We start from the raw sequence: 15,261 nt of genomic DNA on the forward strand, positions 1-15,261 counted from the left end.
ACACGTGCGAGGTTGCCGGGATGATCGACGCTGAGCTGACCGGCCGCACCGTCCTCGTCACCGGCGCCGACGGCGGCATCGGCGCGGCCGTCGCCACCGGGTTCGCGGCGCAAGGCGCCCGGATCGCGCTGCACTGCCTCACCGGCGAGAAGCCGCTCCCCGACGGCGTCACCCGCGAGCACAGCGCGGGGGACAGGGAGCGCGCCGAGCGGCTGGCGCGGTGGCTGACGGAACACGGTGGCGCCGAGGCCGCGCACGTCGTGACAGGCGACCTCTCGCTGCCCGGCGCGGCCACCGGGCTGTTCGACGCGGCCGAGGCGGCGCTCGGGCCCGTGAGCGTCGTGGTGAACAACGCCGCGCACTGCGAGTCCCCCGACGACACCCTCTCCCTCACCCACGACGGGCTGCACCGCACATACGCCGTCAACGTCTTCGCGCCCGCGCTGCTCACGGCCGAACTGGCCCGTCGCCGACGGGAGTTGAGCGCCGCAGATGCGAGTGCGCGGGACGCCGCCGTCGTCGGCATCTCCACCGACGCGGCCCGCGCCTTCCCGGGCCAGGTGGGATACGGCACCTCGAAGGCGGCACTGGAGGCGTTCACCCGTGCAGCGGCCATCGAACTCGGCCCGCTCGGCATCCGCGTCAACGCGGTGGCACCCGGGCCCGTGCAGACGGGCTGGATGCCGGAATCCCTCGTGCGCGAGGTGACCCCCGCCATCCCGCTGCGCCGGGTCGGGGAGCCCCGCGACATCGCGGACGCCGTCGTCTTCCTCGCCTCGGCCCAGGCGCGCTGGATCACGGGCCAGGTGCTCCAGGCCGCCGGGGGCCACGCGCTGTGACCGTCGCCGCGGGCACGGAGCACCGGCCCGTGCTCTGACGTATCGTCAATCGAAGGCGCCGCTGTAGGCGTTGAGCGCGGGTTGGCCGCCCAGGTGTGCGTAGAGCACCTGGGAGTCACGGGGGATGTCACCGCCGCGTACGAGGTCGATGAGCCCCGCCATGGACTTGCCCTCGTACACCGGGTCCAGGATCACGCCCTCCAGGCTGCCCGTGAGCCGGATGGCGTCGAGGGTGGAGGCGACGGGAACGCCGTAGCGGTCCCCGGCCCACCCCTCCAGCAGGACGATCTCCTCGTCCCGCAACTCCCGTCCCAGGCCGATCCGTTCGGCCGTCCCACGGGCGATCTTCTCGACCTGGGCGCGGGTCTCCGCCGCCTTCGCCGAGGCGTCGATGCCCAGGACCCGACGGGGCCGCTCCTGCGCGGCGAAGCCCGCGATCATCCCCGCGAGGGTGCTGCCGGTGACGCCGCAGACCACCACCGTGTCGAAGAAGACGCCCAACTCCCGCTCCTGGGCTTGGACTTCCTCGGCCCAGCGGGCGAATCCGAGCCCGCCCAGCGGGTGGTCCGAGGCCCCGGCGGGAATGGCGTACGGGGTGCCGCCCGCCTCCCGCACGTCCTCCAGGGCCCGGTTCCAGCTCTCTTTGAAGCCGATGCCGAAGCCCGCCTGCACCAGCTCCACCCTGGCGCCCATGATCCGCGAGAGCAGGATGTTGCCGACCTTGTCGTTGACGGGGTCGGGCCAGTCCACCCAGCTCTCCTGGACGAGCACGGCCTTCAGACCCAGCTTGGCGGCCACGGCGGCGACCTGACGGGTGTGGTTGGACTGCACTCCGCCGATGCTGACGAGCGTGTCGGCGCCCTGCCGCAGTGCGTCGGGCACCAGATACTCCAGCTTGCGGGTCTTGTTGCCCCCGAACGCCAGGCCGCTGTTGCAGTCCTCCCGCTTGGCCCATATCCGCGCCCCGCCGAGATGACTGCTGAGCCGGTCCAGCGGATGCACCGGACTGGGCCCGAACAGCAGGGGGTAGCGGTCGAAGTCGTCCAGGGACATGGGGCCTCCTCTTTCTCGATGACGGCGGTGACGGTGAGGGCGCCGCCTCCGGTCCAGCTTGCAAGGTGCGGACACCTACCGGCGCCGGGGGATCCGTCCCATCGCCGCGTACATGTTGACGTCCGTGTCGACGATGGCGGGCTCTTCCGAGGAGTCCGCTCGTCCCTTGACGATGGCCGGGCCCATTTCCGGATGCCACCGGTGCATGGGCACCACCCCCGGCTCCAGCAGTGTGAGCCCCGCCCCGGTCATGAGCCGGGCCACCTCGTCCCGGCTCCGCAGGAACATCGGGGTTCCGCGGCGGGTGTACTCCTCCGCCATCGCCGTGACCTCGTCCGGCGTGATGTCGGCCGTCGCGGTCGTGAGCGCCACATAGCTGCCTGCGGGCAGCCCACGCGCGAGTCCGGCCATCAGCGAGGCCGCGTCCTCCACGAACTGGAGCATGGCGATGACCGTGACGCCGACCGGCCGTGACAGGTCCAGCGTGGTCCGCAGCTCCGCCGAGTCCAGCACCGCCGACGGGTTCCGCATGTCGGCGTCGAGGTAGGCCGTCCGGCCCTCCGGCGTGCTGGTCAGCAGCGCGCGGGCCCGCGCGAGCACGATCGGATCGTTGTCCACGTACACCACCCGCGACGTCGGGTCCACGGACTGCGCGATCTCGTGCGGGGTGGGTGAGGTGGGTATTCCGGTCCCGATGTCGAGGAACTGGCGGACACCCGCCTCCGCCGCCAGCCACCGCACCATCCGGTGCATGGTCGCCCGGTTGATCCGCATGCTCACCGGCAGCCGGGGCCACGCCCGCACCAGGGCCCGCGCGGCATCCTCGTCGACCGGGTAGTTGTCCTTTCCGCCCAGGATGAAGTCGTAGACCCGGGCGGAATGCGCATGGGTCGTGTCGATCTCTTCGCTCGGTTCCTCGGACATTCCAGGCCCTCCGTAATGATCTTGACCGCTCACTCCGACGCTGATCGGCCGTGCTCACCCACTGCCTCCGGAACCAGTCGGCAAACGTCCCGCCTCCGGACCGCCTCCGGACCGCCTGCGGACCGCCGCACCGGGCGGGCGGGGGAGAAAAGCGGCCAACTCGCGGAGGCCCGGGTTCCGGGCATTGCCGCCCGGTGGGACCGCGCCTACGTTGGGAGCGCTCCCAAACCGCCCTGGCCCATGCCGGGCCACGGTGGACAGCGGGAGAGGCATTCCTCACGTCGTAGTCCGGCGCACTTCCCACCGTCTGGCGTGCACCGGCGCGTACATGACTCCACCCTCGGCAGGGGGCCATTGCCGTCGATGCGCGTCTTCCTATGGAGGTCCCCACATGCGCATTCACCGACATCGGCCCCGGGCGTGGGCAGCCGCGGTCTTCGTGGCCGTGGCGAGCCTGAGCGCCACCACCCTCAGCACACAGGCAGGGCGCCACCGGAAGCCCCGGCGCCGCCGCACACCTCGCCCCTGCCGGGGAGGACGACGGTGCCGACTGCGTCGTGCCCGACCCGGGCTCCCTGACGTCCGACTCCCGGCTCCCCGACCCCTTCACGAAGATCGACGGGACGCGCGTCTCCACCAAGTCCGACTGGCGGTGCCGACGGGCGGAGATCAAGAAGCTGGCGGAGCGCTACGTCTACGGCGAGAAGCACACGAAGCCCGCGACGGTCACGGGTTCGGTCTCGAACTCCAGCATCACGGTGAACGTGTCGGATCAGGGAAGGAACGCCAGCTTCTCGGCGGGGGTCCAACTGCCGAGTGGCTCGGGCCCGTTCCCTGCCGTCGTCGTCCTGGGCGGGTTCGGCGCGGACACCGCCACCATCAAGGCGTCCGGTGCCGCCGTCATCACCTTCGACCCGCTCGCTGTCGGCCGGGAGGGCACACCGCGCAGCAACAAGCAGGGCGCCTTCTACAGCCTCTACGGTTCATCGAGCCCCACCGGGCTGCTCATGGCCTGGGCGTGGGGAGTGAGCCGGATCATCGACGTCATCGAGCAGTCGAACGGCAGCATCCTCCAGGCGGACGGGATGGGCGTCACGGGATGCTCGCGCTACGGGAAGGGCGCCTTCACGGCCGGCGCCTTCGACCAGCGGATCGCCCTGACCATGCCGATCGAGTCGGGTACGGCGGGTGCTCCCATCCTCCGCGGGGTCGCGGGGGAGAGCGGTGCGCAGCCGCTCAGCAGCGCCTACTCGGAACAGCCGTGGACGGGTGACGCGTTCGGCTCGTTCACGGGCAACCCGGCCACGCTGCCGGTCGACACGCACGAGATCGCGGCCATGGTCGCGCCGCGCGGGCTGTTGATCATGGAGAACCCGCACATCGACTGGCTGGGCGCGAAGTCGGGAAGCGTGGCGGCACTGGGTGCGGCGGAGGTCTACAAGGCGCTCGGCGCGGGGAGCAACATCTCCTACTGGTCCGACGTCCAGGACGGTAACCACTGCGCTTCCAGATCCGAGTGGCGGACCCCGCTCCAGCAGCACATCCAGAAGTTCCTGCGGAAGACGGGCAACGAACCCGGCGTGTTCAGGGTCTCGGGCAAGAAGTCCGGCAACCTGTCCGAATGGAGGAACTGGCAGACCCCGGTACTCACCGATTAGGCGGTTCCCGCTGGCTCTTGGCGGTCCGGGCGGGGCCGGGCAGGTCCCGTACCCGCCCGGACCGTCCCGTCGGAAACCTGGGGAAACCTAGGCGGACGCCGCCGAGCCGTCATCTGCCATGTTCTGCCCTCCCCTGTCCGGAGGACGCCAGGCGGAGCGGCCTTGACGGGCCCAACTGCGCGCCTGCATCCCGTAGATGGGCGAATCGAGCCAGTACGCGTCGGTCAACTGGGCGAAGTGCTGTTCAGGGACGTGGAGAGGTTGCTCGTCGCGAGAACGGGCCGGTGCGTTGTCCATGACCTGAGCAAACGGCGCCCAGGAGAGCGGGACACCCGTGGCCAGGGGGTTTCACCGTACGGCAGTGTGTTCGGTCGCCCCGCGCCTCACCTCATCCTTCCGGGTGCTTCGGCGCGAGCGCGGCCCGTACGGCCTCCAGCGGGTGTATCGCGCCGCGCCCGGTGCCGTGGGCGATCTGCTGGCGGCAGGACGTGCCGGTCGCGACGACCACCGTCTCGGCGTCCGCCGCCTTCACCGCGGGGAACAGCCGGTCCTCGCCGACGGTCATGGACAGCTCGTAGTGCTCCGCCTCGTAGCCGAAGGAACCGGCCATGCCGCAGCAGCCCGCGTCCAGCTCCCGCACCCGCGCGCCGGGGATGCGCCGCAGCAGGGCGACCGTCGCGGCCGTGCCGACCTCCGCCTTCTGGTGGCAGTGGCCGTGGTAGAGCAGCTCGCGCCCCGAGGGCCAGGCGTCCTCGCTCAGCCGCAGCCTGCCGTCGTCGACGGCCTCCAGGATCAGCTCCTCCGCCTGCCGCACCCGCCCGGCCAGGTCCCGCACGGTGGCCTCCTCGGGCAGCAGCCGCACATGCTCGTCCTTGAGCGTCATCAGACAGGACGGCTCGCACCCGGTGACGGGCGAGCCGGGCGGCGCGGCCGAGGAGACGGCGCGCGCGAGGCCGCGCGCCGCGCTCTTCGCGTCCTCCAGCAGCCCCTTCGAGAGCGCCGCGCGCCCGCAGCAGCCGCCGGATTCCAGCCGTACGTCCCAGCCAGCGCGCTCCAGCAGCTCGATCGCGGCGCGGCCGACGCCCGGCTCGGTGTAGGAGGTGAACGAGTCGGCGAGGAAGACCAGCGTGCCCTGGCGCTTGCGGGCCGTGGCATCGCTGCCGACGCGCCGACGGGTGCGGAACCAGCGCACAAGGTTGCGCCGGACGAAGCGGGGCAGCGGGCGCCGCGCGCTCACGCCCACGGTGCGGTCGGCCAGGAGCCGCAGGGGGCGCAGCCCCGACAGCAGGTTGGCGACCGGTGCCGTGGCCGAGCCCATGCGGTTGAGCCGTCGGATCGCGCCGAAGATCCGGGAGCGCAGCGGCACCCCGCGCTCCTCGTGCCGGTGCGCGAGGGCCTCGGCCTTCAGCGTCGCCATGTCGACACCGAGCGGGCACTCGCTGGCGCACGCCTTGCACATCAGGCACAGGTCCAGCACCTCGTGCAGCCGGTCGCCGCCCAGCGCCGCGTGCGGGTCGGGCGAGGACAGCGCCTGGACGAGGGCGCCCGCGCGGCCACGGGTGGAGTCCTCCTCGTTGCGGGTGGCCATGTAGGAGGGGCACATGACGCCCGCGTCCGTCTTGCGGCACAGCCCGATGTTCATGCACCGGTCGGCCGCCGCGCGCATGGCGCCTCCGCCGTTCCCGCTGTCCCCGCCGCCCCCGCTCGCGCCTCCCGGCCCGATCACCTCGAAGTCCAGATGGGTGCGGAGTGGCGCCGGGGGCGTCAGCGTGGCGTCCCGCAGATGCTCCGTCATCGCGGGCGCGTCCACGATCTTGCCGGGGTTCATCCGGTCCTCCGGGTCGAAGACCCGCTTGACCTGGCGCATCGCCTCGTACAGCTCGGGCCCGAAGATCTCCCGGTTGAACTCGCTGCGGGCGAGCCCGTCGCCGTGCTCGCTGGAGTTCACCCCGCCGAACTCCGCGACCAGCTCCTTGACCTCCTCGGCGACAGCCCGCATCGTCTCCACCTGGCCGGGGTCCGCGACGTCCACGAACGGGCGGATGTGCAGACAGCCCACCGAGCAGTGCCCGTAGAAGCCCGCCTCCAGACCGTGCCGGTCCAGCACGCCCTTGAACCGCTCGGTGTACGCGGCGAGGTCGGCCGGAGCGACGGCCGTGTCCTCGACGAAGGCCAGCGGGCGCCGCGTGCCCTCGCTGGCCGCCATCAGCAGCCCCAGGCTCGACTTGCGCACCTTCAGCAGCGCGGACTGCTCGGCGGGCGTGACGGCCTTGAGCGTGTGATAGCCGTGCCCGTGCCGCCGCCACAGCGCGGTGAGCCGCTCCAGCTTCCCCGTCAGCTCCCGCTCGTCCTCGTCGCCCCCGGTGAAGCTGACGAACAGCAGCGCGCCGGGGTCGCCCGTGAGAATGGTGCCGAGTGAGGCGTACTCCAGGCGCTGCCGGGAGAGTTCGAGGATCGTACGGTCCATCAGCTCGACGGCCGACGGGTCGCAGGCGAGCGCGTCCTCGGTCGCGGCGATGGCGGCGGGCACCGAGGTGAAGTGGCCGACGGCGATGACGGTACGGCTCGGCCGTGGCACCAGACCGACCAGCGCGCTCGCCACCGTCACGAGGGTGCCCTCGGAGCCGACGACGAACGTGGCGGGGTCGAAGGGCACACCGTCCTGGCCCGGCGCCGGAAGCCGGTCGAGCCGGTAGCCGCAGGCGCGACGGGTATGTGCGGGGAAGCCCGTGGCGATGGCGTCGGCGAACGTGGCCGCGATGGCGGGCAGTTCGCGGTGGATGCGGCCCTCCAGGGTGGCGGCCGAGGCCCGTCGCGCACGCGCTGCCTCGTCGAGCGGGGCGAGGTGGGCCGGGGTGCCGTCGGAGAGGACGACGTCGAGGGCGCGGACGTGGTCGATGGTCATGCCGTAGCGCACGGAGCCGCTGCCGGCCGAGTTGTTGCCGATCATCCCGCCCAGCGTGGCCCGGTTGCTGGTGGAGGTGTCGGGGCCGAACATCAGCCCGTGCGCCGCGGCCTCGCGGTTGAGCTGGTCCTGCACGACGCCCGCCTCGACGTGCGCGGTGCGCGCCTCGGGGTCGATGTCCAGCACGCGCCGCATGTGCCGCGACAGGTCCAGCACGAGCCCCGGACCCACGGTCTGCCCGGCGAGGCTGGTGCCGGCGCCGCGCGGCAGCACGGGCACACCGTGCTCGGCCGCCGCGCGCACGGCGGCCGTGATGTCGCCGGTGTGCCGGGGGAAGACCACCCCGAGCGGGGTGATCGCGTACATGCTGGCGTCGCGGGAGAACAGTTGCCGGGTCACGTCGTCGAAGGCGGTGTCGCCGTCGAGTTCGCGGCTCAGCGTGGCGTCGAGGGCCCGCCGGGTCTCCTCGCGGGCGGCGTCGATGCCGGTACGGGGGGTGTGCGTGGTCAAGGATCCGCTCCAGGGTCTCGGGGCACGCGACGGGGACGGCGCGGTACGGCGCCGTAGCGCTAAGGAGACAGGGGGGCTCAGCGCTCCCCGAGGACGTCGAGGGCCGCTTCGAGACCGCCGGAGGCGACCGGCACCCCGGCGAGCCGCAGCCCCATCTGGACCCCCGACAAGGTGCCCGCGAGGGCGAGTTCGCCGAGCTGTCCGAGGTGGCCGATGCGGAAGACGCGCCCCGCGAGCTTGCCGAGGCCCGTGCCGAGCGACATGTCGAACCGCTCCAGCACCACCTTGCGCACCGCGTCCGCGTCGTGCTCGGGCGGCAGCAGGACGCCGGTCAGGGTCGCGGAGTGCTCGCGCTCGTCGGCGCACACCACCTCAAGACCCCAGCCCCGCACCGCCGCACGGGTCGCCGCCGCCAGCTTCTGATGCCGCGCGAACACGGCGGGCAGGCCCTCCGCCGTCAGCAACCGCAGGGCCTCTTCCAGCCCGTACAGCAGATTCGTGGCCGGTGTGTACGGGAAGAAGCCACGCTCGTTGGCCTCGAGGACCGGCCGCCAGTCCCAGTAGGCGCGCGGCGAGCGCGCGGTGCGCGACGCCTCCAGCGCCTTGTCGCTCACGGCGTTGAAGCCCAGGCCCGGGGGCAGCATCAGGCCCTTCTGCGAGCCCGCGACGGTGACGTCGACGCCCCACTCCTCGTGCCGGTAGTCGATGGAGCCCAGCGAGGACACCGTGTCGACGAGCAGCAGCGCGGGGTGCCCCGCCTCGTCGAGTGCGCGCCGGATCTCGGGGATCCTGCTGGTCACGCCCGTGGATGTCTCGTTGTGGACCACGCACACGGCCTTGATGCGGTGCTCCGTGTCGGCGGCGAGACGGGCCGCCGCCTCCTCGGGGGACGCGCCGTGGCGCCAGTCGCCGGGGACGGTCTCGGGGTCCAGACCCAGTTGCTCCGCCATGGACTGCCACAGCGTCGAGAAGTGCCCCGTCTCGAAGCACAGCACCCGGTCGCCCGGCGACAGGGTGTTCAGCAGCGCGGCCTCCCAGGCGCCGGTCCCGGATGACGGATAGATCAGCACCGGGCCCGAGGTGCCGAACACGGGCTTGAGCGCGTCGAGGAGACGGTGCGTCAGCTCGGCGAACTCGGGCCCTCGGTGGTCGATGGTCGGTGCGGCCATGGCGCGCAGCACCGGGTCGGGGACGTTCGTCGGTCCGGGTATCTGGAGGAAGTGACGTCCAGGGCGAACACTCACGTGGGCCAACTCCCGTCGTCTATTGTGCCGTTAGACGGCACAGTGTTTCTTGAGATGGCACGAGTGAGCGTAGAAGCACCGCTCGGAAGGAGTCAACGATGCGGAACGTACTGAACGCGCTCCGGGCGCTGGAGGAGATCGCGACCCGGCAGCCCATCGGCGTCGGCGAACTGGCGCGGGCCATGGACCTGCCCAAGAGCACGCTCCAGCGCACCCTGCACACCCTCCGCGAGGCCGGATGGATACGCCCGGCCGACGGCGCCGGCACCCGCTGGGTGATCACCGGCAGGGCGCTCTACGTGGGCCGCCGCGCCACCGGTGACCTGGGGCTCCGGGACGCGGCCGTGCCCGTGATGGAGCAACTGCGGCGCGACACGGGCGAGACCGTCCACCTGACCGTGCCGGAGGGGGACGCGGCGGTGCTGGTGGAGCGGCTGGAGACCGCGCAGCCCGTCCGCATCGTGCTCCCCCTCGGCACCCGGCTGCCGCTGCACGCCTCCGCCAACGGCAAGGCGTATCTCGCGGCGCTGCCCGTCGAGCGGGCCGGGCAACTCCTGGACGCGGCGCTGTCCGAACTGCCCGGCTACACCGGCACCACCATCACCAGCCGCTCAGGGCTGCTGGACGAACTGGCGGCAGTCCGCGAGCGCGGCTGGTCCGACAACAGGGGCGAGTGGCGCGCCGACGTGTGCGCCGTCGCGGCGCCGGTGCGGGACGCGTCGGGAGCGCCCGTCGCGAGCCTGAGCGTCAACGTCCCCGCGAGCCGGATGACGCCCGAGGCACGCTCCGCGCACGGCCCACGGGTGCGGGACGCTGCGCGGCAGCTCAGCGGCGTGCTGGGCCATGTCGAGGACTGATGCATCGTCATGAAATGTCCCTCGCGGGGGCGTTGGGCTCGGGCGCACGGGCCGGTGGCGGTCGATTGTCAGCCCCCTTGACGAAGCCCAACGGTGCTTCCACACTCGCCCGGAGCGGAAGCCGGATTCCGCCATGGCACATCCGGATGTGCGCGTGACCCGGCTCCGCCCTTTCCCACGTGATGTCACGACCGCAGCTCACGTCCTTCCACCGAAGGTGAGGGAGCACTGTGTCGGAACACCTCATAGCCATCGCTGCCCTGGTGCTCGTCTTTCTCCTCGCGACGGTCTTCTCCGCGCATATGGGAGTGCTCGCTCTCGTCGCGGCATTCGTCATCGGAACGGCCGTTGCCGGAGAATCCGCCGACGATATTTTCGGGGGTTTTCCCGGCGACCTCTTCGTCGTTCTGGTCGGGGTGACCTACCTCTTCGCGCTCGCCAAGAACAACGGCACGGTCGACTGGCTGCTGCACGTCACCATCCGTGCCGTCGGCGGCCGGATCGCCCTGATCCCCTGGGTCATGTTCGTCATCACCGCGCTGCTCACGGCGTCGGGAGCCGTCGTGCCGGCGGCCGTCGGCATCATCGCGCCCGTCGCCCTCGGATTCGCGCTGCGGCACCGTATCAATCCGCTGATGATGGGCCTTCTCGTCATCAACGGGGCTGCGGCGGGCGGATTCTCGCCGATCAGCGTCTACGGCACCATCACGAACGGCGTCGTCTCCCGGAACGACCTTCCGGTGAATCCGCCCGTACTCTTTCTGTGCACGTTCCTCTTCAACGCCCTGCTGTGCGTCGCGGTGTTCTTCCTCTTCGGCGGAAAGGAACTCGTGGGGCGCCGCATTCCCGTCGAAGGACATTCCGCCGACGGGGAGGAAAAGCCGGAGGGCGACGGCGTGTCCGGCACCGAGGGATCGGGCGGTGCGGGCGGCGCGGGTGGCGGAAGCAGTGCGGGGGCCGGTGGTGGTGGCGCGGCCGTGGCGATCGAGCCACGCGCTTCGCGCGCCGGACCGGACAGCGGCGCCGACGTCGCCCTGGACCCCGTGCGTGTGCTGACGCTGGTGGGCCTGGCCTGCGTGATCGCCGGGTCCGTCCTCTTCGACCTCGACGTCGGGATGATGGCGCTGTCCGTCTCGGCCGTGCTCGCCCTCGTCGCACCCGCCTCCGCGAAGGGCGCCCTGGACCAGTGCGCGTGGACCACGGTGCTGCTGGTGTGCGGCATCGTCACCTTCGTCAGCCTCATGGAACGCATGGGCACGATCGAGTGGCTCGGCGACGGCGTCGCGGGCATCGACGCGCCGCTGCTGGGCGCCCTGCTCATCTGCCTCATCGGCGCCGTCGTCTCCGCTTTCGCCTCCACGACGGGCATCCTCGGCGCCCTCATCCCGCTCGCCGTCCCCTTCCTCCACGACGGACACGTCAGCACCCTCGGCATGGTCATCGCCCTGGCGCTCTCGTCCTCGGTCGTGGACTCCTCGCCGTTCTCCACCAGCGGCGCGCTCGTCGTCGCCAACGCACCGCAGGAGCAGCGGCAGACCGTCTTCCGGCGCCTCATGGCCTGGGGCATGTCCATGGCCGTGGTCGCCCCGGTGCTGAGCTGGGGGGTGTTCGTGCTCCCGCTGTGAGGGGCGGGAGGGAGTGAGGGGGCGCGGGGTGACCGAAAAGCTTCGCTCTTGATCTTCGCTTGGGTTTTCTTCTCCTCAGCCGGGCAGATCCGCCCGGCACGTAGTCACAGAGCGAACGGTAAGGAGAGAACGCCACGATGGTGTTCAAGAAGCTGCTCGGAGCCCTGGGCGTGGGCGGCCCGTCCGTCGACACGGTGCTGGACGGGGGAGCGGTGCGGCCTGGCGGTCCGCTGACGGGACGCGTCCACCTGGAGGGCGGGCAGAGCGACGCCGAGATCGAGGCGATCACCCTCGAACTCGTCGCCCGCGTCGAGACCGAGGGCCCGGACGGCGAGCACGACGGCGCCCTCGTCTTCGAGCGCTTCACGGTCGGCGGCGGCTTCCGGCTGGCCGAGGGCGAGCGGCGCGAAGAGCGCTTCTCGGTCACTCTTCCGTGGGAGACGCCGGTGACCGAGCTGCACGGTCAGCCGCTGGGCGTGGTCCTCGGCGTGCGGACCGAGGTGTCCGTCGCGGGCGCGAAGGACAAGGGCGACCTCGATCCGCTGACGGTCGGCCCGCTGCCCGTCCAGGAACGGATCCTGGGCGCGTTCGGCGAGCTGGGCTTCGGCTTCGTCTCCGCCGACCTGGAGACGGGCCACATCAACGGCACAGGGCAGCGGCTCCCCTTCTACCAGGAGATCGAGCTGTCCCCGCCGGCCCACCTCGCCCACGCCGTGAACGAGATCGAGGTCACCTTCCTCGCCACCCCCGGCGGCATGGAGGTCGTCCTGGAGGCCGACAAGCGCGGCGGCCTCTTCTCCGGCGGCCACGACGCGCTCCAGCGCGTCACCGTCACCCACGAGGACGCCGACAGCACCGACTGGAACGCCGAGGCCGACGCGTGGGTGCGGCGCCTCGTCGAGTCACGCGGCGACGGGCACGCGTACGGCGACGGCCACCCGGCCCCATACCACGACGCGCACGGCGGGCACGGCGGGCACGAGGGCAGGCACCAGCGCTCGGGGCCCGGTGTGGGGACGGCGGTCGCCGCGGGCGCGGCGGGGCTGGCCGTCGGCGTGGCGGGCGGTCTGGTCGCGGCCGAGGTCGTCGACGAGATCGGTGACGCCTTCGAGGACGAGGAGAGTGAGGAAGAGGGCTGAGCACCTGATCGCTGAGCGGGGAGTCGGCCTGATCGGAACCCCGCGCACACGCGACCTGTTAACTTCTACACAGGTGTAGAAAAATGGCGGGCCCGGCACCCCGGCCGGTCCGGGCCCGCCCCTCGTAGATGGAGTGCTCATGGCCCTGTGGGATCGCATCAAGGAATCGGCGCAGACGATGCAGACCCAGCTCGACGCGAAGAAGAACGAGCTGAAGAGCGGGGGATTCCGGGACGCGAGCATGGCCATGTGCGCCCTGGTCGCGGCGGCCGACGGGAGCATCGACCCCGCGGAACGCACGAGGGTCGCCCAGCTCATCGCCGCCAACGACGTGCTCCAGAACTTCTCCGCCGACGACCTCCAGAAGCGTTTCGACGGCTATCTGGACAAGCTCGTCGCGGACTTCGACTTCGGCAAGGTCAGCATCCTCCAGGAGATCGCCAAGGTGAAGAAGAAGCCGACCGAGGCCCGCGCGGTCATCCAGATCGGCATCGTCATCGGCGGCGCCGACGGCGACTTCGACGCGACGGAGCGCGCGGTCGTGCGCGAGGCATGCTTCACCCTGGAGGTGCCGCCCGCGGAGTTCGACGTCTGACCCGCGCCACCCCGCCCGTCACCCGCCCCTGAAGGGAAGTCCGTGTTCGGAATCGGCGAAGTCGCCATCCTCATCATCGTCGCCGTCCTGGTGTTCGGCGCCAAGAAGCTGCCCGAGCTGGCCCGCTCGGCGGGGAAGTCGGCCCGCATCCTCAAGAGCGAGGTCCGGGCCATGAAGGGGGACAAGGGGCAGGACAAGGGGCCGGGCAAGGATCCCGGCGCTGAGGCGGCCGACAGGCGCACGGTCGAGGTCACGCCCGACGACGTGATCACGCGGCGCGAGGGCGGCGCAGCGGGCGGCAAGCCCTGACCGTCCCCGCGTGCGAGGGGCGGGCCACGGCCGCCACGGCCCCGCCGGAAAAGAAATTCTCCGGCGGGGCCGTTGCACGGCCGAGATGTGTGCTAGGTTGGTTTCAGTTGCAGTTTTGGTACCCATGAAACTTAGTGTGCGCCTGACGGGATGTAACCCTTTCAGGCGCATTTTTTGTGAGGTCCGGTTCGCCGGACAGGGTCATAGCGGCGACTGGAATTCCGCGAGGTGCGGTATTCCACACTGACCCTTCTTAGAGGAGATTTTTATGGCTACTGGCACTGTGAAGTGGTTCAACTCGGAAAAGGGCTTCGGCTTCATCGAGCAGGAGGGTGGCGGCGCCGACGTCTTCGCCCACTACTCGAACATCGCCGCCTCCGGCTTCCGTGAGCTGCACGAGGGCCAGAAGGTCAGCTTCGACGTCACGCAGGGCCAGAAGGGCCCGCAGGCCGAGAACATCGTCCCCGCCTGATTTCGGGACGCGCCTTATGCGGTGAGGCCCGCACCCCTCGGGGTGCGGGCCTCGCTCGCGTTTTACGGAGAAAAGGCCGCGCACGGATTCAGCCGATGGGCGAGCCGAACCACTTTTCCAGCTCGCCGCGCAGCTCGGCCTGGCCGTCACCGCCGTCCTCGCCGACCCACGCCACATGGCCGTCGGGGCGCAGCAGCACGGCGGGTGCGTCCAGTTCCTCGCTGACGTCGACGATGTGGTCGACGCGGTCGGCCCACCCGTCGGCCGAGAGGCTGCCGGTCTGGTCCAGCAGCAGTCCGCGACCGCGGTGCGTGAGCCCGTAGAGGCGTCCCCCCTCTTCGCGCTTCAGCTCCACGTCCCGCAGCCGCCGGCCGAGGAGTGCGTGGCCCTCGCCGAGGTCGTAGCGGATGCCGATCGCGGTGATCTTCTCGATCAGATGACGGTTCACCTCTTCAAAGCCCATCAGCTCCGTCACCAGCCTGCGCACCGCACGGGGTCCGGGCTCGGGGGAGAGCAGCTCGGTCTGTGCGCGGGTGTTGTCCAGTACGGCGGCGGCGACGGGGTGGCGTTCGGCGTGGTAGCTGTCCAGGAGCCCTTCCGGTGCCCAGCCGTTGACCTCTGCGGCGAGTTTCCAGCCGAGGTTGAACGCGTCCTGGATGCCGAGATTGAGCCCTTGCCCGCCGGTCGGCGGGTGGATGTGTGCGGCGTCGCCTGCCAGCAGTACCCGGCCGACGCGGTAGCGCTCGGCCTGCCGGGTGGCGTCGCCGAAGCGGGAGAGCCAGCGCGGTGAGTGCGTGCCGAAGTCGGTTCCGGCGATCTCCCGCACGCGCTGCTTCAGCTCCTCCAGGGTCGGCGGAACCGCCCGCTCCCCGCCCGCGCCCTCCCCGCTCACGCCCTCGGCGGGCACGATGAGCCGGTAGACACCGTCGCCGAGGGGCATGGTGCCGAACCGCACCTGCGTCCTGCGGACCTCCGACACCACGGCGGCCAGCGTCTCCGGCGGCACCGCCACCTCCACCTCGCCCAGCAGCGTCTCTGTCCTGGCGGGCTCGCCGGGGAAGCCGACGCCCAGCAGCTTGCGCACCGTGCTGCGTCCACCGTCGCAGCCGACGAGATGACGCGCGCGCAGCC

Annotated in this window: 14 protein-coding genes; 8 read left to right on the forward strand and 6 right to left on the reverse strand. The window is 71.4% G+C overall.

The features are described 5' to 3' along the window. The first annotated feature begins 20 nt into the window (after positions 1 to 20). Complete coding sequence (locus ACYVOO_RS29375; protein WP_461018729.1) at positions 21 to 839, forward strand: SDR family NAD(P)-dependent oxidoreductase; 819 nt, start codon at positions 21 to 23, stop codon at positions 837 to 839. Between the two features lie 45 nt (positions 840 to 884). Here ACYVOO_RS29375 and ACYVOO_RS29380 read toward each other — a convergent pair whose 3' ends face one another. Further along, positions 885 to 1,892 carry a 1-aminocyclopropane-1-carboxylate deaminase gene (locus ACYVOO_RS29380; protein WP_461018730.1) on the reverse strand — a complete coding sequence of 336 codons (1,008 nt, stop codon included), beginning with the start codon at positions 1,890 to 1,892 and terminating at the stop codon, positions 885 to 887. A gap of 75 nt (positions 1,893 to 1,967) precedes the next feature. After that, positions 1,968 to 2,816, reverse strand: a complete 849-nt coding sequence (locus ACYVOO_RS29385) for an SAM-dependent methyltransferase (protein ID WP_461018731.1) — start codon at positions 2,814 to 2,816, stop codon at positions 1,968 to 1,970. 557 nt (positions 2,817 to 3,373) lie between these two features. Here ACYVOO_RS29385 and ACYVOO_RS29390 point away from each other — a divergent pair. Further along, complete coding sequence (locus tag ACYVOO_RS29390; RefSeq protein ID WP_461018732.1) at positions 3,374 to 4,474, forward strand: glucuronyl esterase domain-containing protein; 1,101 nt, start codon at positions 3,374 to 3,376, stop codon at positions 4,472 to 4,474. An 87-nt stretch (positions 4,475 to 4,561) separates the two neighbouring features. On the opposite strand, the gene ACYVOO_RS29395 is transcribed toward ACYVOO_RS29390, so the two are convergent. The 3 genes from ACYVOO_RS29395 to ACYVOO_RS29405 all read right to left on the reverse strand — a co-directional run bounded on the left by ACYVOO_RS29395 (position 4,562) and on the right by ACYVOO_RS29405 (position 9,133). After that, the gene (locus ACYVOO_RS29395; protein ID WP_461018733.1) at positions 4,562 to 4,771 is read right to left on the reverse strand and encodes a hypothetical protein; all 210 of its coding nucleotides are present in this window, start codon (positions 4,769 to 4,771) and stop codon (positions 4,562 to 4,564) included. Between the two features lie 91 nt (positions 4,772 to 4,862). Continuing rightward, a complete protein-coding gene (locus tag ACYVOO_RS29400) occupies positions 4,863 to 7,889 on the reverse strand; it encodes an FAD-binding and (Fe-S)-binding domain-containing protein (RefSeq protein ID WP_461018734.1) in 3,027 nt (1,008 codons plus the stop codon). Positions 7,890 to 7,966: 77 nt separating this feature from the next. After that, positions 7,967 to 9,133 carry a pyridoxal-phosphate-dependent aminotransferase family protein gene (locus ACYVOO_RS29405; RefSeq protein WP_461018735.1) on the reverse strand — a complete coding sequence of 389 codons (1,167 nt, stop codon included), beginning with the start codon at positions 9,131 to 9,133 and terminating at the stop codon, positions 7,967 to 7,969. A 98-nt stretch (positions 9,134 to 9,231) separates the two neighbouring features. Between ACYVOO_RS29405 and ACYVOO_RS29410 the strand changes: the two genes are divergently transcribed. The 6 genes from ACYVOO_RS29410 (at position 9,232) to ACYVOO_RS29435 (ending at position 14,130) form a co-directional block, all read left to right on the forward strand. Next, positions 9,232 to 9,990 (forward strand): IclR family transcriptional regulator, encoded by a 759-nt coding sequence (locus ACYVOO_RS29410; RefSeq protein ID WP_461018736.1) that lies wholly within the window; start codon positions 9,232 to 9,234, stop codon positions 9,988 to 9,990. A 230-nt stretch (positions 9,991 to 10,220) separates the two neighbouring features. Next, entirely contained in the window at positions 10,221 to 11,615 is a 1,395-nt protein-coding gene (locus ACYVOO_RS29415; protein WP_461018737.1) for an SLC13 family permease, read from the forward strand. A 137-nt stretch (positions 11,616 to 11,752) separates the two neighbouring features. Next, positions 11,753 to 12,754, forward strand: a complete 1,002-nt coding sequence (locus ACYVOO_RS29420; protein WP_461018738.1) for a sporulation protein — start codon at positions 11,753 to 11,755, stop codon at positions 12,752 to 12,754. 139 nt (positions 12,755 to 12,893) lie between these two features. Beyond that, positions 12,894 to 13,349, forward strand: a complete 456-nt coding sequence (locus tag ACYVOO_RS29425) for a tellurite resistance TerB family protein (protein ID WP_453346933.1) — start codon at positions 12,894 to 12,896, stop codon at positions 13,347 to 13,349. 42 nt (positions 13,350 to 13,391) lie between these two features. Beyond that, positions 13,392 to 13,658, forward strand: a complete 267-nt coding sequence (locus ACYVOO_RS29430; RefSeq protein WP_461018739.1) for a twin-arginine translocase TatA/TatE family subunit — start codon at positions 13,392 to 13,394, stop codon at positions 13,656 to 13,658. 268 nt (positions 13,659 to 13,926) lie between these two features. Beyond that, complete coding sequence (locus ACYVOO_RS29435) at positions 13,927 to 14,130, forward strand: cold-shock protein (RefSeq protein ID WP_453346931.1); 204 nt, start codon at positions 13,927 to 13,929, stop codon at positions 14,128 to 14,130. Positions 14,131 to 14,218: 88 nt separating this feature from the next. Here the strand turns inward: ACYVOO_RS29435 and ACYVOO_RS29440 are convergent. After that, positions 14,219 to 15,261 (reverse strand): FAD-dependent monooxygenase (locus tag ACYVOO_RS29440; protein ID WP_461018740.1); only part of this gene is annotated, 1,043 nt, incomplete at its 5' end.

Source organism: Streptomyces daliensis (assembly GCF_054782395.1).